The sequence below is a fragment of the Limnobacter sp. genome, assembly GCF_043511195.1.
In the GTDB taxonomy this organism is placed as follows: Bacteria; Pseudomonadota; Gammaproteobacteria; order Burkholderiales; family Burkholderiaceae_B; genus Limnobacter.
In genome coordinates this window covers 2,583,932-2,605,643 of the sequence record NZ_CP121330.1, presented here as the reverse complement: position 1 = coordinate 2,605,643, position 21,712 = coordinate 2,583,932, and the positions used below count along the sequence as shown (strand labels likewise).

General features: G+C 52.2%; 21 protein-coding genes. 11 read left to right on the top strand and 10 right to left on the bottom strand.

Annotated elements, in window-relative coordinates; all coding sequences use genetic code 11:
• Positions 1-21: 21 nt before the first annotated feature.
• Both bamC and P0D43_RS12410 read left to right on the top strand, forming a co-directional pair.
• Positions 22-1,179: an outer membrane protein assembly factor BamC gene (bamC, locus tag P0D43_RS12415; protein ID WP_159571073.1), complete on the top strand. Its 1,158-nt coding sequence runs from the start codon at positions 22-24 to the stop codon at positions 1,177-1,179.
• 5 nt (positions 1,180-1,184) lie between these two features.
• A complete protein-coding gene (locus P0D43_RS12410) occupies positions 1,185-2,003 on the top strand; it encodes an MBL fold metallo-hydrolase (RefSeq protein ID WP_394672550.1) in 819 nt (272 codons plus the stop codon).
• Positions 2,004-2,087: 84 nt separating this feature from the next.
• Here the strand turns inward: P0D43_RS12410 and P0D43_RS12405 are convergent, their stop codons facing one another.
• The gene (locus tag P0D43_RS12405) at positions 2,088-2,312 is read right to left on the bottom strand and encodes a hypothetical protein (RefSeq protein ID WP_159571070.1); all 225 of its coding nucleotides are present in this window, start codon (positions 2,310-2,312) and stop codon (positions 2,088-2,090) included.
• A 238-nt stretch (positions 2,313-2,550) separates the two neighbouring features.
• Entirely contained in the window at positions 2,551-3,702 is a 1,152-nt protein-coding gene (locus P0D43_RS12400; protein ID WP_159571067.1) for a cupin domain-containing protein, read from the bottom strand.
• A 100-nt stretch (positions 3,703-3,802) separates the two neighbouring features.
• Between P0D43_RS12400 and P0D43_RS12395 the strand changes: the two genes are divergently transcribed.
• Entirely contained in the window at positions 3,803-4,351 is a 549-nt protein-coding gene (locus P0D43_RS12395) for a peptidylprolyl isomerase (RefSeq protein ID WP_159571064.1), read from the top strand.
• Here the strand turns inward: P0D43_RS12395 and P0D43_RS12390 are convergent.
• The 3 genes from P0D43_RS12390 to P0D43_RS12380 all read right to left on the bottom strand — a co-directional run bounded on the left by P0D43_RS12390 (position 4,348) and on the right by P0D43_RS12380 (position 8,776).
• On the bottom strand, positions 4,348-5,367 hold the full coding sequence (locus tag P0D43_RS12390; RefSeq protein ID WP_394672549.1) for a hypothetical protein: 1,020 nt from the start codon (positions 5,365-5,367) through the stop codon (positions 4,348-4,350). The two genes, P0D43_RS12395 and P0D43_RS12390, sit on opposite strands and share 4 nt — an antisense overlap.
• Positions 5,364-7,928, bottom strand: coding sequence for a DNA mismatch repair protein MutS (gene mutS, locus P0D43_RS12385; RefSeq protein WP_394673726.1), 2,565 nt, complete (start codon positions 7,926-7,928; stop codon positions 5,364-5,366). The genes P0D43_RS12390 and mutS overlap by 4 nt, the downstream gene beginning before the upstream one ends.
• Positions 7,929-8,008: 80 nt before the next feature.
• Complete coding sequence (locus tag P0D43_RS12380; RefSeq protein ID WP_201301482.1) at positions 8,009-8,776, bottom strand: inositol monophosphatase family protein; 768 nt, start codon at positions 8,774-8,776, stop codon at positions 8,009-8,011.
• 43 nt (positions 8,777-8,819) lie between these two features.
• Here P0D43_RS12380 and P0D43_RS12375 point away from each other — a divergent pair, with 43 nt between their 5' ends.
• Positions 8,820-9,569 carry an RNA methyltransferase gene (locus tag P0D43_RS12375; RefSeq protein ID WP_394672548.1) on the top strand — a complete coding sequence of 250 codons (750 nt, stop codon included), beginning with the start codon at positions 8,820-8,822 and terminating at the stop codon, positions 9,567-9,569.
• Positions 9,570-9,694: 125 nt separating this feature from the next.
• Positions 9,695-10,462: a serine O-acetyltransferase gene (gene cysE, locus P0D43_RS12370; protein ID WP_394672547.1), complete on the top strand. Its 768-nt coding sequence runs from the start codon at positions 9,695-9,697 to the stop codon at positions 10,460-10,462.
• Here cysE and P0D43_RS12365 read toward each other — a convergent pair.
• The 4 genes from P0D43_RS12365 to P0D43_RS12350 all read right to left on the bottom strand — a co-directional run bounded on the left by P0D43_RS12365 (position 10,459) and on the right by P0D43_RS12350 (position 14,362).
• Positions 10,459-11,286, bottom strand: a complete 828-nt coding sequence (locus P0D43_RS12365) for a UDP-2,3-diacylglucosamine diphosphatase (RefSeq protein WP_341236982.1) — start codon at positions 11,284-11,286, stop codon at positions 10,459-10,461. The genes cysE and P0D43_RS12365 overlap by 4 nt on opposite strands.
• 65 nt (positions 11,287-11,351) lie before the next feature.
• Positions 11,352-11,843, bottom strand: a complete 492-nt coding sequence (locus P0D43_RS12360; protein WP_159571836.1) for a peptidylprolyl isomerase — start codon at positions 11,841-11,843, stop codon at positions 11,352-11,354.
• Positions 11,844-11,965: 122 nt separating this feature from the next.
• Complete coding sequence (locus P0D43_RS12355) at positions 11,966-13,261, bottom strand: murein L,D-transpeptidase family protein (RefSeq protein ID WP_159571049.1); 1,296 nt, start codon at positions 13,259-13,261, stop codon at positions 11,966-11,968.
• The gene (locus tag P0D43_RS12350; protein WP_394672546.1) at positions 13,262-14,362 is read right to left on the bottom strand and encodes a tetratricopeptide repeat protein; all 1,101 of its coding nucleotides are present in this window, start codon (positions 14,360-14,362) and stop codon (positions 13,262-13,264) included. It abuts the gene before it with no gap.
• A gap of 190 nt (positions 14,363-14,552) precedes the next feature.
• Between P0D43_RS12350 and cysS the strand changes: the two genes are divergently transcribed.
• From cysS to P0D43_RS12320, 6 genes are read left to right on the top strand one after another with little or no spacing between them, the layout of a single operon-like run.
• Positions 14,553-15,959: a cysteine--tRNA ligase gene (cysS, locus tag P0D43_RS12345; RefSeq protein ID WP_394672545.1), complete on the top strand. Its 1,407-nt coding sequence runs from the start codon at positions 14,553-14,555 to the stop codon at positions 15,957-15,959.
• Positions 15,944-16,597 (top strand): DNA-3-methyladenine glycosylase, encoded by a 654-nt coding sequence (locus P0D43_RS12340; RefSeq protein ID WP_201301480.1) that lies wholly within the window; start codon positions 15,944-15,946, stop codon positions 16,595-16,597. Before cysS ends, P0D43_RS12340 begins: the two co-directional genes overlap by 16 nt.
• A 9-nt stretch (positions 16,598-16,606) precedes the next feature.
• Positions 16,607-17,569: an acetyl-CoA carboxylase carboxyltransferase subunit alpha gene (locus P0D43_RS12335; protein ID WP_394672544.1), complete on the top strand. Its 963-nt coding sequence runs from the start codon at positions 16,607-16,609 to the stop codon at positions 17,567-17,569.
• Positions 17,570-18,538, top strand: coding sequence for a tRNA lysidine(34) synthetase TilS (gene tilS / locus P0D43_RS12330; protein ID WP_394672543.1), 969 nt, complete (start codon positions 17,570-17,572; stop codon positions 18,536-18,538).
• A gap of 10 nt (positions 18,539-18,548) precedes the next feature.
• The gene (locus P0D43_RS12325) at positions 18,549-19,487 is read left to right on the top strand and encodes a 3'-5' exonuclease (RefSeq protein WP_341237748.1); all 939 of its coding nucleotides are present in this window, start codon (positions 18,549-18,551) and stop codon (positions 19,485-19,487) included.
• Positions 19,488-19,490: 3 nt separating this feature from the next.
• Positions 19,491-21,170 carry an ATP-binding domain-containing protein gene (locus tag P0D43_RS12320; RefSeq protein ID WP_394672542.1) on the top strand — a complete coding sequence of 560 codons (1,680 nt, stop codon included), beginning with the start codon at positions 19,491-19,493 and terminating at the stop codon, positions 21,168-21,170.
• A 13-nt stretch (positions 21,171-21,183) separates the two neighbouring features.
• Here P0D43_RS12320 and P0D43_RS12315 read toward each other — a convergent pair whose 3' ends face one another.
• Positions 21,184-21,678 carry a hypothetical protein gene (locus tag P0D43_RS12315; protein ID WP_159571028.1) on the bottom strand — a complete coding sequence of 165 codons (495 nt, stop codon included), beginning with the start codon at positions 21,676-21,678 and terminating at the stop codon, positions 21,184-21,186.
• Positions 21,679-21,712: the final 34 nt, after the last annotated feature.

Here is a 21,712-nt window from a genome sequence, read left to right as displayed (position 1 = left end):
CGACTTAAGGCTGTGAAACAAATGGAATTGAACAAGACAACCTCTTTCAAACTGTTGCTGATCGTAGCGGCTGTATCCACTGCGGCAGGCTGCGCCTCCTACAAAGAGGCTGTGGAAGGACAGAAAACGGCATACCGCACCGCTGAAAAGCGGGAGCAGGGCCTTGAAGTGCCGCCCGATTTGACTGCTCAGTCGGCTGATGAGCAATTCCTGATTCCCGGTGAGTCTGGTTCAGGTTCTGTGTCGGCATCGTCTTTCTACAGCGGCGGCGGTACTCGTCCCGCAGCAGCACGTCCACAAGCGCAGACTGAACCCATACTGGTGGCTTCTGAAGATGTAAAAATCAAGCGCGTGGGCAATTTGCGTTCCCTGGAGGTGAAAATGCCTCCGGAACAACTGTGGCCCAAGTTGCGTGAATTCTGGAAAGACACAGGATTTGAGTTGGCAGTGGATGATCCCAAAATTGGTTTAATGGAAACCAACTGGGCTGAAAACCGGGCAAACATTCCCTTGGATGGAATTCGCAAGGTTATCGGTACTGTGTTTGATGGTATTTACTCCAGCAATACCCGTGACCGTTACCGTACCCGTGTTGAGCCCATTGCAGGGGGTGTTGAAATTTTCGTGACCCACCGTGGTATGGAAGAAAACTACACTGATCAGTCTCAGTCCAGCCTGGTGTGGATGAGTCGTCCTTCTGATCCCGAACTTGAAGCCGAAATGCTGAACCGCTTGATGGCCAAGCTGACAGGCGATGAAAAGGCTGCAGCAGCGGCAGGTCGCCCAGTCACCCAAGAGTTGATTTCCGTGCAGAAGAAACCTGAAGGAACGTCGATCATATTGGCTGAGGATTTTCCGTTGGCATGGCGACGCGTGGGCTTCGGTCTTGATCGTGCCGGCTTTATCGTCGAAGACCGTGATCGCTCCAATGGTGTGTACTACGTGAAGTACATTCCTGATTCGGCCTCGGCGGAAGGCGAGAAAACCGGTTTCTTCGGAAAACTTTTCGGTGGTGCATCCAATGACAACACCCTGAAAGCAGATCAACGCTTCCAGGTGGTTGTTGCGCCTGAAGGTAACAAATCAACCTCGGTCAAGTTTACTTCCGAGCGTGGTGCGGCTGTTGATGCTGCAATTTCCGAAGAAGCGGCAACCAAGCTGGCCGGTAAACTCCGGTAATTGGTGTGCGCTTTGCGAGTCTGGGCAGTGGTAGTGAGGGCAACAGTTGGCTGTTTGAATGCAGGCTGACTGATGCCCCCACACGCCTGATGGTGGACTGCGGTTTTGCTGTCAAGGAAACCGTGGGGCGCCTTGAGCGCGTTGGACTTGCGCCCGGGGATGTAGACGCCATTGTGGTCACCCACGAGCATGGTGATCACATTGGTGGGGTGTTCAAGTTCAGTCGAAAATTTGGCACCCCCGTGTATTTGACGCACGGTACCTGGCGTGCCGCGTTGAGATCCAAACTGACCGACGAGGATTATCTGCAATCGGGGCGGGTGGTGTTAATTGACAGTCATTCCCCGTTTAGCGTGAAAAGCCTGACTTTGCACCCATTTCCCGTGCCTCACGATGCTGCTGAACCGATTCAAATGCTGATTGAATCGAAGTCGGGGTTTGTCACTGGCATTCTGACCGACTGTGGCAGCGCTACGCCGCATTTGGTGAGCATGTTGAACCGGGCGCATGCCCTGATTCTCGAATCCAATCACTGCCCTGAAATGCTGTCCAATTCGCCTTATCCGCCAAGCTTGAAAAAAAGGGTAGGCGGCGATTATGGGCACCTGAGTAATCAGGTGGCTTGCGACATTCTCAGAAGGCTTGATTCGGGCAGTTTGCAGTTTGTGGTGGCTGCTCATTTAAGCCAAACCACGAATTGTCCCAATGTGGTTCAACAAATGTGGGCCGAGGTACTGACCCCACGGGGAATTGCGTTTGACATTGCCTGCCAGGCGGAGGGTTTTGGTTGGACCAGTCTTGATTCAAGGCAAATAGCCGCTTGATTGTTTTCAGCTGAACCAACAAAAAAGCCCCATGGTTTTCACCTGGGGCTTTTGTTTTCAATCGCTTTTACAAGCGAATTGAATTTACTTCTTTTCTTCTTCAGCTGGGGCAGCTGCTGGCTCAGTAGCGGCTGGCTCAGTTGCTGCTGGTTCCATTGCTGCTGGCTCAGTAGCTGCTGGCTCAGTAGCTGCAGGAGCTTGCTCAGTTACTGCAGGCGCTGCTGGTTCAACAGGAGCTGCTTCTTCTTTCTTGCCACAAGCGGCCAAAGCAACTGCAAACAAAGATGCGATCAAAATTGAGTTTTTCATGTTTATTCCTTTTGGGGTCACGAACTAGGCGCCGATTCAAGCGCCTTTTTTAGAGCAAATAGGCTCACAAGAGAACCCAGAATCACCCATTTTCCTGCCGGGTGTTCAAGCACTCAAGCGGAAAACTCTGCAAATTCTAACGAATAGCCCGTCAAATTCAAGTCATTGTTTCGACCTTATTTTCGAAGCAAAATTCTATTGACTTTGCCGAGTCGTTTCAAATTCTAAATGAAATTAATCATATTAGGGTTTCTACCCAACCGGCTTTTGCAAAACCAATTAAAAAATACTGAAATTCAGGGTTTTTTAATGCTTCTGCGGCGTCGGTTGGCTCCATTTCACGCTGGTTTGCGAGCTTTTGCAGCTGTTTAACGGTAAGGGCACTGGTCGGGTTGACAGCGTCGCCATTGATATAGAAAACCTCATCTTTGAACAACATTTTAGTTTTCATGCTTAATGCAATGCCGCGCACGCCAAGTACACTAATTATTTCCGGTATATCTTGATCGTCTGTGTTGTTTACAAAATACACATGAGGCTTGGGTTCGGTCAGCAAAATCCCCATGCTGCGCTGTATTTGAGGCGATTGCGCTGAAAACTGCTGAATCAAATTAAAACCGAAATTCAGCATGTCGTCAGGAATTTCTGCGGGGTTTTTCTGTAGCCCTCGCGCTGGGTCAGAAAACAATTTTTGAGTCATGCCAGGATCTTGTTCAATTTGATCGGCCATGTCGCGCAAAATACCGCTTAGAACCTCCGCTTGGGTGGGTGCTCTGAATCCAATGCTTAGTGTCGAGCAGGTGCCCTCTGCGATCCCATCGTGACCATAATTGGGCGGCAGGTAAAGCATGTCACCAGGTTCGAGCACAAATTCCTCTGTCGGCTCGAACTCCTTCAGTATTTTCAAAGGTACGCCTTCTTCGAGTTCCTTGTTTAAAAGCGGACCGATCTTCCAGCGCCTTTTGCCATGCATTTGAAGCAAAAATACATCATAGGAGTCGTAATGTGGGCCCACGCCGCCGCCGTCGCTGGCCAGGCTGAGCATGATGTCATCAAGGCGCGCATCGGGAATAAAGCGAAACAGTTGTAGCAGATCGTAGGCCTCGGGCAGGTGATGGTCGATGCCCTGGATTAGCACGGTCCATGCCTTTTTCTTCATGGGTGGAAGCTCGTCAAACGGCCCTTGCTCGAGTGTCCAGCCGTTTTTTCCATATTGAATCAAGCGACTTTCAATGTCTTCATCCGAGGCCATCTCGGCGATGGTGTCCAGATCGCAAAGGGGTTCAAAATTTGGGAACGCTTGACGAAAAAGGAATGGTTTGACGTGCCAGTGTTCGGTCATGAACTGTTCGGTGGTCAGATTGGCGATTTGGGTGAGGGGTTTGATCATCTGCGGGAGCTTTATTTGGGTGATTTATCGATTACGGGTATCATAGGCCACCTTAAAAGACTGCCCACTGTTCGGGCGCTGATTTCTGGAGTTATGTACGATGATTGTTGAGCACGGCACGGTGGTTACCCTTGATTTTGAGCTGCGTGATGCGCAGGGTGAACTGATTCAGGAACATGGTGGCGAGCCGATCATTTACCTGCAGGGCAGCGAGAATGAAGTATTTCCGAAACTCCAAGAGGCTGTACTCGGCAAGGCTGTTGGCGATGAAGTGTTTGCTCAGCTAGAGCCCGAGGATGCATTTGGTGACTTTGATCCGGAGCTGATGCGGGTTGAGGACATTGAAATGTTTGGCGAAGAATTGGAAATCGGCATGCAACTGGAAGAAGTGCCTGTTGACGACGAGAACGAGCCAGACGAGCAGGCCACCGAGGAAAACACGGGTTTTGGCCGGGTTTGGACAGTGACTGACATTGCCGAGGGCAAGGTGGTACTGGACGGCAATCACCCGTTTGCTGGCATGGCTCTGCGATATCACTTGAAAGTGCTGGACATTCGCGCAGCCAACGAGGAAGAAAAGGCGCAAGGCGCAGCAGCCCAATCGTTGTTCAGCGTGGCGCCCAATCCGGGTGCAGGCAAGTTGAACTAATTGCTGACTTCTGGGGCGGGTAGCGAAATACTGCTGGCCTCAAAAGGCATCTTGGTGCCGGGTGTTACCGTGACCTGTACCCATGCGTTCATGAACGGATGGCCCCAGCCTTCGACCCGATAGAACAGTGCATCTGTTTCGGGTGTTCCCCCAAATCGTTTAAGACTGGGTTTGTCCCATTTAAACCTGTGTGTGTCGCCGTGCGCCAACAGCACAGGGCGCTTGGTGGTGTTGATGTATTTCACCAAGCTTTTCATAAAGCGGGCATATCCATTTTTGACTGGATTGCTGCCTGCACCGCCTGATCCATCAATTGGATTGCCTTGAATGGCGATCACGGTTTCCGTGAGGCGTGGGTCTGCCTTGTCGAACAGTTGTTCTGCTTCCGCAAGCCAGGATTCAATGGCCAGGGAACGTGCCTCGAATAATTGTTTTACTTTTTTTGTGCTGGCATTTCTGGATTTTGGGTTGAGCAGGTCGTTGTTACTGCCGGGGATATTCAAGCTCAGGAACAGCGTGCTACCTTGAGTCCACATCAGGTGTTCAGGGTAGGGGTGCTTAATTTGCTGGCGAATCGGGAAGCCTTGTTTGCCCAGTGTGCGAGGTTTTGAGAAGGCTTGTTTGCGTAAAAATTCCAGGCGCTCCTGCGTGTCAAAATTTCCGTTTGATGATCGGTGGCAATCAGTCCATTCGTTGTCGCCGGGTACATACACCAAGGGCTTTTCGCTTTGTTGTAGTTGATCCAGTCTGCGTTCAAGCAAGTCATCGGAGCAGGGCTCGTTGCCGCCTTTGATGTCGCCAATGTGCAATATCCAGCTTACATGGCGTTCCCGCCCGATTTGTTGTATCAGCTGGCTGGTTGCAGGCTCAAAAAAGTTGTTGTAAGGCTGATCGCCGATGAGTGCGAAGCTGAAACTGTCGGTATGTGAATTGGCCGATATCCATGGGGTGGCAATGGACAAGACCACCAGCAAAGTAGCCGCACAGGTTTTGCTTACCGTGCGGCGCAAGTTCATGTATGAAGGCCCTTGAGCTGAAAAATCAACTGCAGTGCTTCTCGGGGGCTGAGCTCATCGGGGTCGATCTCGTTGAGCTTTTCGAGAATCAGGTTCACATGCTGCGCGCTGGCCGGTGCTTCGGTGTCTGTTTCAACCGGCAGATCGAACAAATCCACTTGCGTGGTCATGGCGCGTTTTTCAGCTTCCAGTTGGTCCAGTCGCTTTTGTGCATTTTTTACCACCAAGGCTGGCAAGCCTGCCAGTTTGGCCACTTGCAGGCCGTAACTTTGGCTTGCAGGGCCAGCCTCGATGCGGTGCAAAAATACCAACTTGCCTTGGTGCTCGGTGGCAGACAAATGAACATTGAATACGCTGTCCAGCTCGTTGCCCAGCGCTGTGATTTCAAAATAATGCGTGGCAAACAGTGTTAAGCATTTGTTGGTGTTGGCCAGGCGCTTGGCAATTTCCCAGGCCAGTGACAAACCGTCGAAAGTGGAGGTGCCACGCCCAATTTCGTCCATGATGACCAAGCTGTGTGGCGTGGCTTGGCGAACAATGGTGGCAGCTTCGGTCATTTCCACCATGAAGGTGGAGCGGCCGCCAGCCAGGTCATCGGATGCGCCGATTCGTGTAAAAATTCTGTCAAGCACCCCAATTTGTGCACTGCTTGCCGGTACGAAACTGCCCATGTGAGCAAGCAACGCAATCAGCGCGGTTTGGCGCATGTAGGTGCTTTTACCGCCCATGTTCGGACCGGTGATCAGCGCCATGTGTTTGCCTGGGTGTAATGCACAGTCGTTCGGTGTGAATTGTTCTACCTGAACTTCCAGCACGGGGTGGCGACCCTGGTGAATATTCAGCAAGGCATGGGGCAGCAACTGCGGGCGCACCCAGTTGGCTTCGAAAGCCACAATGGCCAACGCAGCTAGTGCATCGAGTTCAGACAGTTCACGTGCACACCGTTGCAAAAACGGCGTGAATTGGCCCAGCCACACCATCAGGTTTTCGTAAATTACTTTTTCAAGGTTCAGGGCTTTGTCTTTTGCAGACAATGCTTTTTCCTCAAAGACTTTCAGTTCTTCGGTGATGTAACGCTCGGCATTTTTCATGGTTTGCCGACGAATGTAGTGTGCGGGCACCTTTTCGGCCTGCGCGCTGCTGACCTCAATGTAAAAACCATGCACGCGGTTGAACTCGACTTTCAGGTTGGCAATGCCAGTGGCTTCGCGTTCCTGTTTTTCAAGCTCAATTAAAAACTGCCCGCTGCCGGTTTGAATATTGCGTAATTCATCCAGCTCGGCATGATAGCCGTCGGCGATTACACCGCCGTCGCGAATCAGCACAGGCGGATTTTCGGCCAAGGCCTGCATTAATTCTGCCAGCAACTGTGGGGGTGCTTCCAATGCCTGCAGTGCAGTGTTGAATTCATTGTCGCCAAAGTTTGCAATCAGTTCAGCAACTTGCGGCAGCGCTTGCAGGCTTTCCCGCAGCGCCAGCAAATCGCGAGGCTTGGCCGTTTGCATGGCCACACGGCTGCTGATGCGTTCAATGTCTGCCATGGCGCGCAAGGTTTTCACCAGTGCGAAACAGGCCGGTTCAGGCGCCTGGCCCAAAGTGGCAAGCAGGTGCTGTATTTTGTTTTGTCGTGCTTCAATGGATTCAATACTGCGAAGGGGTTCTAGCAACCATTGGCGCAAGCGCCGCGCACCCATGCCGCTGCCTGTGCGGTTGATCCGTGAAAACAGGGTAGGGGCTGGCTCGCCCCTCAATGTTTCAGTCAATTCCAGATTGCGGCGTGCGGCTTCGTCAAGCACCAGAAAGTCTTGCTCGTGTTCAACCTGAATATCGGACACGTGCTTGAAGGTATCGATGCTAAGGTGAGTTTCCTTGGCATATTGCAAAGCTGCACCCATGGCGGGGCCAGCAAGCTTGGCTTTGTGTAGTTCAAGGCTTTCGAGATTCGCAGCTTGTAATACCGACTGCAAATGGGTTTGTGCAAAACCGGCATCGAAGTGCCAGGCGGGCCGCTCAAAGCTACCCGTAATTTGGCTTTGCTGCGCCCAGCTGCGGTTGTTCACCAGCACTTCGGCCGCGTTGAAGCGGCTGATGTGCGCAGCCAATGCGCCTGAATCACATTCGAGCAAACGAATGGAGCCAGCTGACAAGGCCAGGCAGGCGACACCCCAATACTTGCCATCTTCGGAATACAGGCTAAGCAAGGTTTTGTTTTCTTGATCAGGCAGCAGGGTTGATTCGGTCAGTGTGCCTGGCGTAACCACCCGCGCCACCTTTCGCTCCATGGGGCCTTTGGTCAGGCCTGGCGTGCCCACCTGTTCGCAAATGGCCACTGAATGCCCCAAGGCAACCAGCTTGGCCAGGTATTGGTCTGCGGCGTGAAATGGTACGCCAGCCATGGGTATGGGCTGCCCGGCAGATTGACCCCGATGAGTCAGGGTGATTCGGAGTAATTGTGCGGCCAGTTGGGCATCGTCAAAAAACAGCTCGTAAAAATCGCCCATGCGATAAAACAGCAGCTTGTCTGGGTATTCGGCTTTCAGCGTGAGGTACTGCTGCATCATCGGCGTGTGGCTTTCAAACGCCTGTGATGCGGCCTGGTTGTTTGTACTCGCTTGTTTGCTCAACTGGGTCCCTGTTTGTTTTATTTGAAGCTCAGCAGGTATTGAAGTGCTTTGGGGTTTCCGGCTACTGCGTCGCCAGTTGCCATGTAGGTGTCGTTGCCTTGTGGGTCGGTAATCAAACCACCTGCCTCGGAGACAAGCAACACGCCTGTTGCCAAGTCCCATGGCTTCAGGCCAAAACACATGTAGCCGTCCAGGCGACCGCAAGCCACATAAGCCAGGTCGAGAACGGCTGAGCCTGATTTGCGAATACCTGCGGTGCTCTCAGTCAGGGCCAGCATTTTACGCTTTACGCCAAGGGAGCCTTCATTCTGGCCGCTCGGGAACGCAAAACCCACCAAAAACTCGTTAGGTTTGCTGCGCTTGGAAACCCGGATGCGACGGTTGTTCAAGAACGCACCTTCGCCCTTGGAGGCGGTGAACAGATCGTTCGTGGCTGGGTTGTACACCACGGCCTGTTGCACATTGCCATTGACGCGAAGTGCGATAGAGATGGCATAGTGTGGATAGCCATGAATGAAGTTGGCCGTGCCGTCGATGGGATCGATCACCCACTCGTAATCTGATTTGCCAGAGGCGCCGCTTTCCTCGGCTAGAATGGCGTGATCGGGAAAGGCTTGCTTGAGCACGTCGATAATGGCGCTTTCAGCGGCCTGATCGGTTTCGGTGACGAAATCGTTGGGCCCTTTGACTCCGATTTTTACCTGATCGAGGTCAAGCTCCGCTCGGTTGATGATTTTTCCCGCAGCGCGAGCGGCTTTCACCGCCACGTTCAACATCGGATGCATGGCCTTTCCTTTCAATTTGAATACGTTTAACCCGACATTATAAATGACCGCAGCCATTTCCCTCGAATCCATTTCAATTGTTCTCGTAAAAACAAGCCATCCGGGCAATGTTGGTTCAGTGGCGCGTGCCATGAAAACCATGGGCCTGAGTGATTTGCGACTCGTTGAACCCAAAACGACAGACATTTGCAGCGCTGATGAGGCGATTTCGCTGGCCAGCGGTGCCACGGATGTACTTGAAAAGGCTCGAATTTTCAATACTTTGCCCGATGCCTTGGCAGATCGAAGCGTTGCATTTGCCTTGTCAGCGCGTTTGCGGGACCTGGGCCCGCGTTTACAAAGCCCCCAAGAGGCGGCTCAGGAAGCCTTGAAATTAACTGAAAGCGCAGTAGGCGCTGCTTTTGTATTTGGCGCTGAACGCACGGGTTTGAGCAATGATGAGTTGCTGGTGTGTAACCGACAGGTGACGATTGCTGCCAATCCGGCATATAGCTCGCTCAACCTGTCACAAGCGGTGCAAATTGTTGCTTACGCCTTGCGCACTGAATGGGCCGCCGGGCAGTTTGATCTGGAAGAAGATTCCTTGGCTGGCACTTTGGCAAAAGGCGAAAAACTGGCCACCGTGAAGGCTGTAGCTGATTTGCAAGCCCATTGTTTACAGGCAATGCAGGCGGTGGACTTCATCAACCCGGACAAGCCGAAAAAAGTAGTTCAGCGTTTGGCCAGAATGTTGGCCAAAACCCTTTGGAACAAGAGGAAGTGGATATGCTGCGCGGGTTTTTTTCAGATGTGATCCGAGTGGTAGACGATCGCCTTTATCCGCATGAATTCGAGCGCAAGAAGCCTTGATTCAGCCGTGATACACTGCGGCGACCAGTGTATACGTACCAATAACAATTGATCCAAGGTTTTCCGCGCATGTGGATTCGACTACAAGAAGACATTGACACGATTTTGAGGAAAGACCCGGCGGCCCGAGGGCGTTTGGAAGTGTTCCTGTGCTACCCCGGTTTGCATGCCTTGATTTGGCATCGCCTGGCCCACAATGCATGGGCGGCTGGTTTCACCACGCTCGCGCGGTTTTTGTCTCATTTGGGTCGATTTTTTACTGGTATTGAAATTCATCCAGGTGCCAATATTGGCAGGCGCGTATTCATCGACCATGGCATGGGCGTGGTCATTGGTGAAACTGCTGAAATTCATGATGACGTCACCATTTACCAAGGGGTTACGTTGGGCGGTACTTCACTGGCCAAGGGCAAGCGCCACCCCACGCTGGAAAAAGGCGTGGTCGTGGGCGCAGGTGCGCAGGTGCTGGGTCCCTTTGTGGTGGGTGAGGGCGCCAAGATAGGCTCGAACGCTGTGGTCACGAAGCCAGTACCGGCAGGAGCCACCGCGGTGGGCAATCCCGCCCGAATGATTCTGAAAGCGGCTGAACGAACGCCTGACGAAGTGTTGACAGGTGCGGCGAAAACCAAGGAAGAGTTTTTGGCCTATGGTGTGTCTAAAAACGGAGATGACCCACTGATCAAGGCGATGCATGGTTTGATTGATCAGGCCATCGCTCAGCAGCAGCGAATCGAACAACTTGAAAAGCAACTGAGCAAAGGCAAAGCAGAGCCAGATTGCGGCGATTCCGTGGACTGCGAAGAACTGAAAGCCTTGAATAAACTGGTGGACAATTAATTGAACAGATTCAGGCTGAATTCCCCGGTGCTGAGTAATTTCAAGAAACCGCCCTTTGGGCGGTTTTTTTCTGGTTCATCGAAGTTCCAGTCGGGCAAAACGATTCGCTGACCCTTTTGCAGTTGTCCTTGAGTGCTTTCGGGTACCAGGGGTGCCTGGCTATCGAGCGTGCCGTGTATGGCACAGCGGTGGGTGTGGCCATGCAATATGACATCGCTTTTTCCCACGTAGTAGCCATCGGGCCAATTGCCCTTGAATGACTCAGCCACAGCGTGCAGATTGGCGTCCATAATACTCATGGCACTGTTGGCCTTGTGTAATTTGCTTTCGCTGCGAATGGCCTTGGCCATTTCAAGACGTTGTTCGAGGGGTAGTGCCAGAAAGTTTTTTTGCCACTTGTCGTCACGGCTTTGAAGCCTGAACTTTTGATAGGCCTTGTCATCTGTGCAAAGCTGATCGCCATGCGTAATCAATACGACTTGGTGATTGATCTGCAAAAATTCGGGATCGGGAAGAATCTCGAGCCCCGCTGCTTCGGCGAATTGATCGCCCAGAAGAAAATCACGGTTGCCATGCATGAAATACAGTGTCGCGCCGGTAGATTTTGCGCTTTGAACAGCCTTGATAACGCGCTCGCTGGTGCTGTCGCTGTAGTCGTCGCCGTACCAAACCTCGAACAGGTCGCCGAGCAAAAAGACAAGTGTGTTTTCCTGGGATACGCTAACCAGCCAATTCTCGAAGGCGTCCAGTGTTTTGGGGGTGTGTTCTGACAAGTGCAGGTCGGAGGCAAAGAATGCAGCACCTTGTTGAGGAATTTCTATCAACTTGTTACCTGATTATAAGGTCATTAAAAAAGCCCTTGAACAAGGGCTTTTTTTATTGGGTAGCTTTACAGTACTTCGACGCCCTGAATAATCACATCTTCCAGCGGTACGTCTTGGTGAAAACCTTTAGAGCCGGTTTTGACCGCCACAATTTTGTCGACAATGTCTTTGCCCTCGGTCACTTTGCCGAATACGCAATAGCCCCAGCCTTGAGGGGTAGGGCTTTTGAAGTTCAAAAACTCATTGTTTTCCATGTTGATGAAAAACTGGGCAGTCGCAGAGTGCGGGTCGTTGGTACGCGCCATCGCAATGGTGTACTTCTCGTTTTTCAAGCCGTTGTCGGCCTCATTCTTCACGGGGTCTTTGGTGGGCTTCTGTTTCATGCCGGGTTCAAAGCCGCCGCCTTGAACCATGAAGCCGCCGATGACACGGTGGAAAATGGTGTTGGTGTAGAAGCCACTTTTTGCATATTCCAGAAAGTTGGCCACGGTAGCGGGGGCTTTTTCAGCGTCCAGGGCGATTGTAATGTCGCCAAAATTTGTTTTAAGTTTAACCATGGTTTGTTTTTTCGCTTTTGCAAACGCAGAGGAGATTGAAGAATTACCGATGCTAACAGCAATCGCCGAGAACATCGACCACTTGAGAAAAACACGTTTGCCTAGAGTCACAGCCTTGTCCTTTACAGTTTTGAAGTATCTTCTTGCACAATTTGCCAGCGTGTGCCGACTTTCATCCAGTATTGTTGCTTGCGGATTTCACCCGACAATTTGTCCTCTTGTTTGAAGGACACCAGCATCATGTCTTTGTCGCTGGGGTATCGCATGACCGTGAGGTCGTCGATGGAAATTTTTCCAAACGACTTGTTGCCGATTTGCTGATTTTTCTGCCACTCAATCAAACCCTGGCCGTCTATTTTCACATCGCTTGCGTAATGATAAATTCCTTTGGAAAAGCCTTTTTCTAAGTCCTTTTTCCAGGTGTCCACCATGCGCAAGGCAGCTTTGCGGTGACTTTGCCACACATCCACGGGCACGAAGTCAAGTCTCTCGCTGATGACAACTTGCGTGCTGCCAATGTCGACAAATTTTTTCAAGGCAAGCAAGTCCTGGTTTGCCAGCACCACACAGCCATCGCTGGCCTTGGGGGGGCGACTCACATAGTGTTTGGGCATGCCGTGCAGCCAAATACCATAGCCGGTTTTACCTAGCCGTTTGTCCCAAGCATTTGGATAATCGATGGGCAAGGCAATGGGCCCGTAGAAATCAGTCAGTTTTTCTTTGGGCAGTAATTCGGTAATTGTGTACACGCCAATGGGTGTGCGTTTGTCACCCTCGCGCACCTTCACCGCCCCCATTTTTCCTTGGGACACGTAAAAGTCAGTCACCAAGCGTGGCTGGGGAAATGCGTTTTCATAAAGAAAAAGCCGTGAGCGAGTGGTGTCTACCAAAATCACGTAACGTTGATCGTCATTCAGTTCAACCAGTTCGGCAGGCAGCAAGTCGCGTTGGGGGCGATCTTTAACTGCTTTGAATCGTGCTATGGCCTCGTCTCGCAACTCAGTGAGTTCTTCCTGTTTTCCCTTGGGAACATCGAGCATGTCGCCGATTTGCGTTAAGGGACGCCCAGCCTTCAATGACAAAATATCGCCTTTGAGCATGTGGCCAAGATAAAAATTGGGAAATTCAGCAAGCAGTCGATCTGTTAATTTCAGCGCCTTGTTTAGCTCGTGCTTGCTCAAGGCGAGGTAAATTTCCTCTACGGCAGTGTCGATTACGGGCTGGTAGCTGGCTGACTCAAACAGCTTGCTGGCCAGCGAGCCTTTTTTGGGTTCGGCGCTACTGTAGGCGGCGAGGTCAAACGACTCTTCAGAGCCTGATTGAACAAAAGTGGGGGCTGCGGTGAATGCCCAAAACAACAGGGGTGCGGCAAATCGCAACCCTTTGGACATTCTTCGAAGCTTATTGCTTAACCACATTTAACCGCCCACCCTCTCGCTGGTAATTTTCCAGGTGCCGCCTTCTTGTTTCATGGTCAATGTTTTCGCGGACACATTGTTCAGGCGGTTGGAGAAATAACTCTGCTTGAACTTCACCACAGCCTCATTGCCAGTGATTGTGATTAAGGGGTTTTCAACAACCACGCGAATGGTTTCCTTACCAACAATGCGTTGTTCGCGCATTTTTTCCCAATTGGCACGGTTCATTTTGCCGGGTGTGTCGAAATCCTGGCTGTACGCGCCCAGATAACCGGCCATGTCTTGATCCGTCCAGGCTTTGGCCCATGCTTCAACAGCTGCAAGTACCTGGCTGTCCATGCCGATCGTATTTGGTTTTGTCTCGGCTGGTTTGCTGGCAGTGATTGCTGGCGCTGCTGCCGGGGCAGGTTTGCTTGGTGCCACTTCAACAGTGGGTGGTGCGGCAGCAACCACGGGCGGTGTGGGTACTACTGCGGGTGCAGTTTTGGCTGGTGCGGGTTTGCTGGCTGGTGCTGCAGCAGGTGCAGCGGCCACAGCCACTGTTTCTGGTTTGCCTGCAATCAGGTTGCGCACCAGTGACAGTTTGGTTTGAGCGGTTGAATTGCGACCATCCAGTTGAAGGGCTTTGTCGTAGGACTGACTCGCCAATTTGGCATACACGTCGCCCAGGTTTTCATGGGCAGTTGCATAGCTTGGATGGGTGCGAATGGCCATTTCAAGCGATTCACGGGCTTTTTCGTATTCGCCGCGCCCCGCGTACAACACTGCCAGGTTGTTGTAGGGTTCGGGCAACTCGGGAAAGTCCTCGGTCAACTTGGTAAACACAGTGATCGCTTCGGCGGTCTTGTTCCGCTCTGTCAGGATCAAACCTTTCAGGAAACGCATTTGTGCATCGTTGGGACGATTGGCCAGGTAAGCGTCAGCACGGGCTTGCGCCTGTTCGAACTGACTGTTCTGAATTAATTTGGATACTTCATCCGCCTCGTCGGCATAGCCGGGGCCACCGGCAAACGCCAAGCCCATGAGGGCGATCAGCAGCGCATATTTGCTTTTTTTGAATTTGCCACTGATTGACGACGTGATTGTTTTTTTAGCCTGCATTCGGTTGCGCCTTTGCGGGGTTACCCGTTCATGTGATTGGTTGGGAAAAACTCGATCATGCGTAATGATATACTCGACCGCTATTGTAGCAAGCCCTAGAGCGGGTTGGCTTCTGAACTAGGTTTCCTGAGTGCTACTGTGTCAGATTGTACCGTTTTGACAGGCTGAGTCCGCTTTTTATCCGAGTCCAATGAAATCGTCTCTCCAAATTTACAATTCAATTCTAAGGAAAAAGCAGGCTTTTTCACCGCTTGATCCACAGAACGTCCGGATGTATGTGTGTGGCATGACAGTCTATGACCTCTGTCACCTGGGCCATGCCCGCGTCATGGTGGTGTTCGATTTGCTCAAGCGTTGGTTGCGCGCCTCGGGGTACCCGGTTACCTATGTGCGTAATATCACTGACATTGATGACAAGATCATTCGCCGTGCTGTTGAGAACGGTGAAAGTATTCGTTCGTTGACAGATCGCTTTATCGCAGCCATGCACGAGGATGCTGATGCATTGGGCATTGAACGGCCTGATCATGAGCCGCGTGCCACAGAGTATGTGGCCGAAATGCAGGAAATGATCCAAACGCTGATGAGCAAAAGACTGGCGTATCGGGATGATTCCGGTGATGTGAACTTCGCCGTTCGCGCATTTCCAGACTACGGTCGTCTTTCTGGCAAAAGCCTGGATGAGTTGCGTGCTGGCGAACGCGTGGGCGTCTCTGGCAGCAAAAATGATCCACTTGACTTTGTTCTGTGGAAAAGCGCCAAAACCGATGAGCCTGTGGATGCCAAATGGGAATCTGATTTTGGCGTAGGTCGCCCGGGTTGGCACATTGAATGTTCAGCCATGAGTTGCAAGTTGCTGGGCAATACGTTCGATATTCATGGCGGTGGAGCAGATCTGCAGTTTCCCCACCATGAAAACGAAATTGCCCAAAGTGTGGGTGCGACCGGTGAAAGCTTTGCCCAGTATTGGATGCACAACGGTTTTGTGCGGGTAGAAACCAATGGGCAATCGGAAAAAATGTCGAAATCGTTGAATAACTTCTTCACGATTCGCGACATTTTGAAAGTCTACGATGCCGAGGTGGTGCGGTTTTTTATTCTTCGTGCCCAGTATCGCAGTCAACTGACTTATTCCGAAGGTCATGTTCAAGACGCGAAGGCAGCCTTGGGCCGTTTGTACACAGCCGTGGGCGATGTGCAAGCCGCAACCACCATTGACTGGAGTAGGGACTTCGAATCCCGCTTTGCCGAGGCGATGAATGACGACATGAACACACCCAGTGCGATTTCTGTGTTGTTTGAAATGGCCCATGAAGTGAATCGCAGCGCCGATCAGACACTGGCCGAGCGATTGAAAGCGTTGGCACAGGTGTTGGGCTTGTTGGGTCGAACCTCCGAGGCCTTCCAGAAAGCGGAGGTGGGCGAACAGGCAGGTACGTTCGACGAGACAGCGATTCAAGCGCTGATTGACGCCCGCACCCAGGCCAAGACGGATCGAGATTTTGCAAAAGCAGACGCCATTCGCCAGCAGTTGCTTGATTTGGGTGTCGTGCTGGAAGACAAACGGGGCGGTGCCACTGAATGGCGGCGAGCCTGAGGCTGAATCACGACCCTGATGCGCCTGCCTACTGGCAGGAGGCGTGCATGGCGTTGACCCTGCAAAGCCCTGTGTGGGCTGACTTGGTCAATCGGCATTCCGACCGGGCATTGCGGTCCCGCGGTGCGCCTTATGAAACCATGTTGCGCTCGTTGGTGGGTCAACAAATTTCGGTGAAAGCAGCAGATGCGGTGTGGGCCCGGGTGGTTGGTGCCTTGAATGGTCAAATCACCAGCCATTCTTTGCTCGCCTTGGCGGATGACACTTTGAAGGCCACAGGCCTTTCCCGCCAAAAAATTGCTTATTCCCGGGCTTTGAGCGAATTCGAACAGCAGGGGCGGTTAAAACTGGAATTACTTGACAGGATGGACGATGAAACCTGTACCAGCCACCTGTGTGAAATCAAGGGAGTAGGGCGCTGGACGGCGCAGATGTTTTTGATGTTCTGTTTGCGCAGGCCCGATGTATGGCCTGTGGATGACATTGGTGTGCAGCGCGGTATCTCGCGCCAATTTTTCGAAGGTGAACCCATCGGACCGAAAGAAGCACTACAATTCGGGGAAAAATTAAAACCTTGGCGGACCGTGGCAGCGTGGTATTTGTGGCGCAGTCTGGATCCAGCTGTGGTGGACTATTAAGAGAACCTCATGAAGCAAACATTTCTAGATTTTGAAGCGCCCATTGCCGAATTGAAAGGCAAAATCGAGGAGCTGCGCCTGGTTCAAGATGGCTCAGCCGTTGATTTGTCAGAGGAAATTCGACGCCTGGAAGGCAAAAGCGATGTGTTGACCAAAGAGCTTTACAGCAAACTTACCCCTTGGCAGGTCTCGCAAGTGGCAAGGCATCCGCAGCGCCCTTACACGCTGGATTACATTGCCAACGCGTTCACTGATTTTCATGAACTGCATGGCGACCGCCATTTTGCCGACGACCCTTCGATTGTGGGGGGCTTGGCCCGGCTGGATGGTGAAAGCGTGATGGTGATTGGTCATCAAAAGGGCCGTGATGTGAAAGAGCGTACCCTGCGCAACTTTGGCATGCCACGCCCCGAGGGCTATCGCAAGGCGCTGCGTTTGATGAAAACCGCTGAAAAATTCGGTATTCCCATTGTGACTTTGGTTGACACGCCCGGGGCCTACCCCGGCATTGATGCTGAAGAACGCGGACAATCCGAGGCAATTGGTCGTAACCTGATCGAGATGGCACAAATTCAGCTGCCCATTGTCAGCGCAATTATTGGTGAAGGTGGTTCGGGCGGGGCGCTGGCATTGGCCGTTGCCGACCATGTCATCATGATGGAAAACGCCACCTATTCCGTTATTTCTCCCGAAGGTTGCGCCTCGATTTTGTGGCGCAGTGCAGAACGGGCCTCCGATGCAGCAGAAGCGTTGGGTATTACGGCAAAACGCCTGCGCGATTTGGGCTTGATTCAGGAAATTGTCAAAGAAAGTTTTGGTGGCGCGCACCGCGACCACGCGCAAACAGCCAACAATTTGAAAACCGCCATCAAGGCTGCCTTGAATATGTTGGTGACCTACAAGCCCAAAACTTTGTTGGATGCTCGCCATGACCGCTTGATGAGTTATGGTCACTTCAAGGTGAGCAAGTAATTGAGGCCGTCGCTTGAAGCCTTTTTAAGCGACCTCAAACGCCACACACCGACACCCGCCAGTTTTGTAGTGGCTTATTCTGGTGGTGTCGATTCCACCGTGTTGCTACACGCTTTGCACAGCATGGGCTTGTCGCTGCACGCTGTGCACGTGAACCATCAAATTCAGCAACAGGCTGATTCTTGGGAAGCACATTGCAAAAGTCAGTGCGAACAGTGGGGTGTACCGTTTACAGCGTTGAGGGTCGACGTAGAGCCGGGTGATTTGGGCCTTGAAGGCCAGGCCCGTGTGGTGCGTTATCGGGCAATTTTCAACTGGATGAAAACCAATCAACACACGGTATTGCTGTGTGCCCACCTCCGGGATGATCAACTTGAAACTGTGCTGCTGCAATTGCTGCGGGGGTCTGGTTTGCGGGGCGTGGGTGCCATGCGGGTTGTGGGCCCGGTGGGGGTGGATCGACACCTGCATCCCCAATTGCTGTTGTGCCGCCCTTTGCTCAACTGTAGCAAGGCCAGCCTGCTGGAGTACGCACGGTTGAATCACTTGCAACACATCGAAGACCCCAGTAATGATGACACCACACTGCGCCGCAATTGGGTGCGTCACGAATTGTTGCCCAGTCTTGAAGAACACTTTCCTCAAAGCCCGAAGGCCTTGTTGCAACTGGCCGAATTTTTTCAGGCACACTATTCAGAAGAAGACTCCAATACCGAGGCTTACGCGCCGCAAGTGGTTTCCGCTTCAGGAACATTGCTATTGAATCCGTGGCGGGAACTGGATGAAACAAACCAATTGAATACCCTTCGGCATTGGCTGTTGGGGCAAGGAGTGCGCTGCGGCAAGCTGAAATTGCAGGAATTGGCCCGCCAGTTGCGGATCAACAAAGGCGGCATTCGGGTGGTGAAAAAAGGTTGGCATGTCAAAGTAAGCCGACAGCAGGCTCACCTGCAACACACTCAACCATAGGACAAAGCGTTTGAATAACGATGACTTGAACAACAGCATGGGCAATATAGACCCGGAAACGGTGGCCCAATGGCTGGAAAGCAGCGGCAACTACAAAGTGCTGCGCCGTATACAAATGCGCGACAGTTTCGGTGGGCAGATCAGCAGCCCTGTGAAAGTGTTGGTGGTCGACACCGAAACCACGGGTCTTGATTTTGCGACTTGTGAGGTAATTGAAGTGGGTGCCTTGCTGATCGAGGTGGACCAGGACACCGGAGCAATTGGCGCGGTGCTGGGTAGTTACGGCGGGCTCGAGCAGCCTAAAGTACCGATCACTCCTGAAAATTCGGCCATTCATGGCATTACCAATGACATGGTGAAAGACCAGCATTTCGATGAAGCGGCCTTGAAAGCCTTGTGCAATGACGCTGCATTGTTTGTGGCACACAACGCCGCATTCGACAAACCTTTTATGCTGCGCCGCTTTCCCTGGCTTGAGAAATCAATCTGGGCCTGCACATTTCGTGAATTGCCGTGGACACAGGAAAATTATTCAGCTCGTAAGCTAGAGCATTTGCTGTCCGATTGCGGCTACTTTCACGGCGCACACCGCGCCGTTGAAGATTGCAATGCCTTGATTCATGTATTGGCACAGCCCCTGAAGACTTCACAACGCATGCCTTTTCAGGTGCTGTTCGACAGCGCCAATGAATCGATTTACCAAATCGCTGCACTGAAGGCACCATTTGAGAAGAAAGATTTTCTAAAGTCCAAGGGTTTTCGCTGGAATGCGGATGACCGTGTTTGGGAATTCGAGGCGGTTGGCTTTTCCGAGGGAAAGGAAGTCATTGAGTGGCTGCGGGAGCAGGTGTATTGCACCACTGGCAAAATCATGCTGGGTTTTCGCATTCAGGCTGGGGTTGATCGTTACTCTGGCACCACACTGAAACAACAGTTCAAAGAGGTGTAAGGCGTGCCCGCCAAGGTTTATCCATCGGACACCAGCGAGCTTGCACTAGACGGCGCCCAAGCCCGTGAGCGCGATGTTTTGCTGCAATTGCAAGCGCAGTTGCCCGACAACTACACCATTTATCACGGCATACACTGGTCACGAATCGAGCACGGGCTCACGGTCACTGGCCGTATCCAGTTTTTGATACTTGGCCCAAGCGGCATTGTTTACAGCATTTTGATGAAAACCGGTTTGATGAAGCTGGACCAGGGCCGGGTGGTGAAGCAATTGGGTGAGCAGCGCCAAGACGTGTTCAACGCTTTGGCCGAGCAAGGGGCTTTACTCAAGCAAAAATTCAGTCAACAACACCAGGGCACCCTTCGGGTTGAGCCTGTTTTTTATTGCCCGGATTTCACCGTGTCAGATGCCAGCGGGCTGACTGTGAATGCCGAGCGTATTGTAGACGCACGTCACAAAGATGAGTTGGCCGCACTGATTCAAACCATCGATATCACGGCTGACCTGTTCAGCAGCCACTCCAATCCCAAAGCGATTCATTCCTTTTTGTGCAATGAACTGAATCTGGTTCCTGAAGTGGGGGCATTGTCACAAGCCGCTGAAACCTTGGTCACGCGCTTGTCACATGGCTTGGAACAATGGGTTTCAAGGCTGAGTTTCGAGCCTTTTCGTTTGCGTGTAACGGGCACTGCGGGCAGCGGAAAGTCGCAATTGGCCTTCAGTGAATTGCAACGCAACCATGTCTTGAAAGCGCGAACTTTGTATGTGTGTTACAACCGCCCGCTTTCTTCGCACATGGCGCAGCAGGTTCGTGAAGCAGGTTTGATGGGTGCTGTGGTGTTTAATTTTCATGCCCTGTGCGACCGCATGCTGCGAGATGCAGGGCAGGAAGTGGACTACGCCTCGCCCGGCGTGTTTGGCCGTTTGGCAGAACAAGTGCTGGCCACCCCTTTGGACAAACGTTGGGTGTTTGATTCAATTGTGGTGGACGAGGGGCAGGATTTCGACCAAAGCTGGTTGCCTGTGCTTCAGCGTTGCGCGCATTCCGGTACACGCTGGTTGTGGCTGGAGGACCCCATTCAAAATCTGTATGCCAAGCCGGCGGTCAGTTTGCCAGCTTGGGTTAGCCTGCACACGCCCATGAATTACCGCAACCCCAAACGCGTGGTACAGGCTTTGCAACTTGTTCAACATGAATTCAGGTTTGAGTCGCCGCTACCATTGGACATTGAAGCGGCATGCCCCCTGGAAGGTTTGCCACTTGAGTTTTTTGAGTATGACAGCGATGAGTCCTTGTTAAGTCAGACCGCCAAGGCGATTACTGCCTGCTTGCGACATGGTTTTACTCGCGACAAAATTGCGGTGCTCAGCATGCGCGGTCACGAGAAGTCAAAGGTATTGGCGCAAGCCAGTCTTGGGCCGCACAGCTTGCGGCATTTCACGGGTCGGTACGATGACAATGGCAGCCAGGTGTTTACCGAAGGCAATGTACATGCAGAATCGGTTTATCGTTTTAAAGGGCAGGCTGCACAGGCTGTTGTAGTGACTGAATTGGCTTTTGTTGACTTCAACGAGGCGGATTTCAGGAAGCTGTTTGTGGCCATGACCCGCGCCAAGTTGTTGTTGGTTTTGGTAGGGCAGGTCGATACCTTGCAGCGTTTACGCCGTGCTGTATATGCCTGAGCCTGGTGGGCGGTTACTGCTGAATTTGCCAGGTCCCTTTGCTGGGTGAGCACACTTCACCCCGGAATTTGGTTTTTTCACCATTCACAATCGTGACGCCCAAGTAAGTGCGGCAAGTGTCAGACTTTGCACCGGGCGACAAATACACCCCAACGCCATTCACTGGGTTGAGCCAGCGCACAGCTTGCCCCGAGGGAACCAACTCCATGGTGTGTCCGAAGCAATGGGAGTCAACCGCAAATGCATCAACCAATTCGGTTTCAGTGAAGATTGTCTTGAAGGCGTCGGTGGATTCAACGTAGGCCATTTGCTCGGTCAGGGCACCCTTGAGTGCCTCGTTTTGAACCAGCTTGGCATCGCATTGCCCACGCAGTACCCCAAAGTCGTTGTTCCAGCCTTTGCCCGTGTAACCGATAAAATTTTTGGCATTGGCCACATGAAATGGCAGTGCCATGGCAAGCGCAAGCAGGCAAAGAACAGTTTTCGAGCGTACTTTGGCTATGGGCATGGAAGAATACTTAACTGGGCAGCCTGATGACATT

Bases quoted from the DNA above. Each gene is read 5' to 3' on its own strand.
- P0D43_RS12400 (WP_159571067.1), bottom strand. From the start codon at position 3,702: ATGATCAAACCCCTCACCCAAATCGCCAATCTGACCACCGAACAGTTC.
- P0D43_RS12315 (WP_159571028.1), bottom strand. From the start codon at position 21,678: ATGCCCATAGCCAAAGTACGCTCGAAAACTGTTCTTTGCCTGCTTGCG.
- P0D43_RS12355 (WP_159571049.1), bottom strand. From the start codon at position 13,261: ATGTGGTTAAGCAATAAGCTTCGAAGAATGTCCAAAGGGTTGCGATTT.
- P0D43_RS12380 (WP_201301482.1), bottom strand. From the start codon at position 8,776: ATGCATCCGATGTTGAACGTGGCGGTGAAAGCCGCTCGCGCTGCGGGA.
- P0D43_RS12375 (WP_394672548.1), top strand. From the start codon at position 8,820: ATGACCGCAGCCATTTCCCTCGAATCCATTTCAATTGTTCTCGTAAAA.
- bamC (WP_159571073.1), top strand. From the start codon at position 22: ATGGAATTGAACAAGACAACCTCTTTCAAACTGTTGCTGATCGTAGCG.
- cysS (WP_394672545.1), top strand. From the start codon at position 14,553: ATGAAATCGTCTCTCCAAATTTACAATTCAATTCTAAGGAAAAAGCAG.
- P0D43_RS12390 (WP_394672549.1), bottom strand. From the start codon at position 5,367: ATGAACTTGCGCCGCACGGTAAGCAAAACCTGTGCGGCTACTTTGCTG.
- cysE (WP_394672547.1), top strand. From the start codon at position 9,695: ATGTGGATTCGACTACAAGAAGACATTGACACGATTTTGAGGAAAGAC.
- mutS (WP_394673726.1), bottom strand. From the start codon at position 7,928: ATGATGCAGCAGTACCTCACGCTGAAAGCCGAATACCCAGACAAGCTG.
- P0D43_RS12335 (WP_394672544.1), top strand. From the start codon at position 16,607: ATGAAGCAAACATTTCTAGATTTTGAAGCGCCCATTGCCGAATTGAAA.
- P0D43_RS12405 (WP_159571070.1), bottom strand. From the start codon at position 2,312: ATGAAAAACTCAATTTTGATCGCATCTTTGTTTGCAGTTGCTTTGGCC.
- P0D43_RS12395 (WP_159571064.1), top strand. From the start codon at position 3,803: ATGATTGTTGAGCACGGCACGGTGGTTACCCTTGATTTTGAGCTGCGT.
- P0D43_RS12340 (WP_201301480.1), top strand. From the start codon at position 15,944: ATGGCGGCGAGCCTGAGGCTGAATCACGACCCTGATGCGCCTGCCTAC.
- P0D43_RS12350 (WP_394672546.1), bottom strand. From the start codon at position 14,362: ATGCAGGCTAAAAAAACAATCACGTCGTCAATCAGTGGCAAATTCAAA.
- P0D43_RS12360 (WP_159571836.1), bottom strand. From the start codon at position 11,843: ATGGTTAAACTTAAAACAAATTTTGGCGACATTACAATCGCCCTGGAC.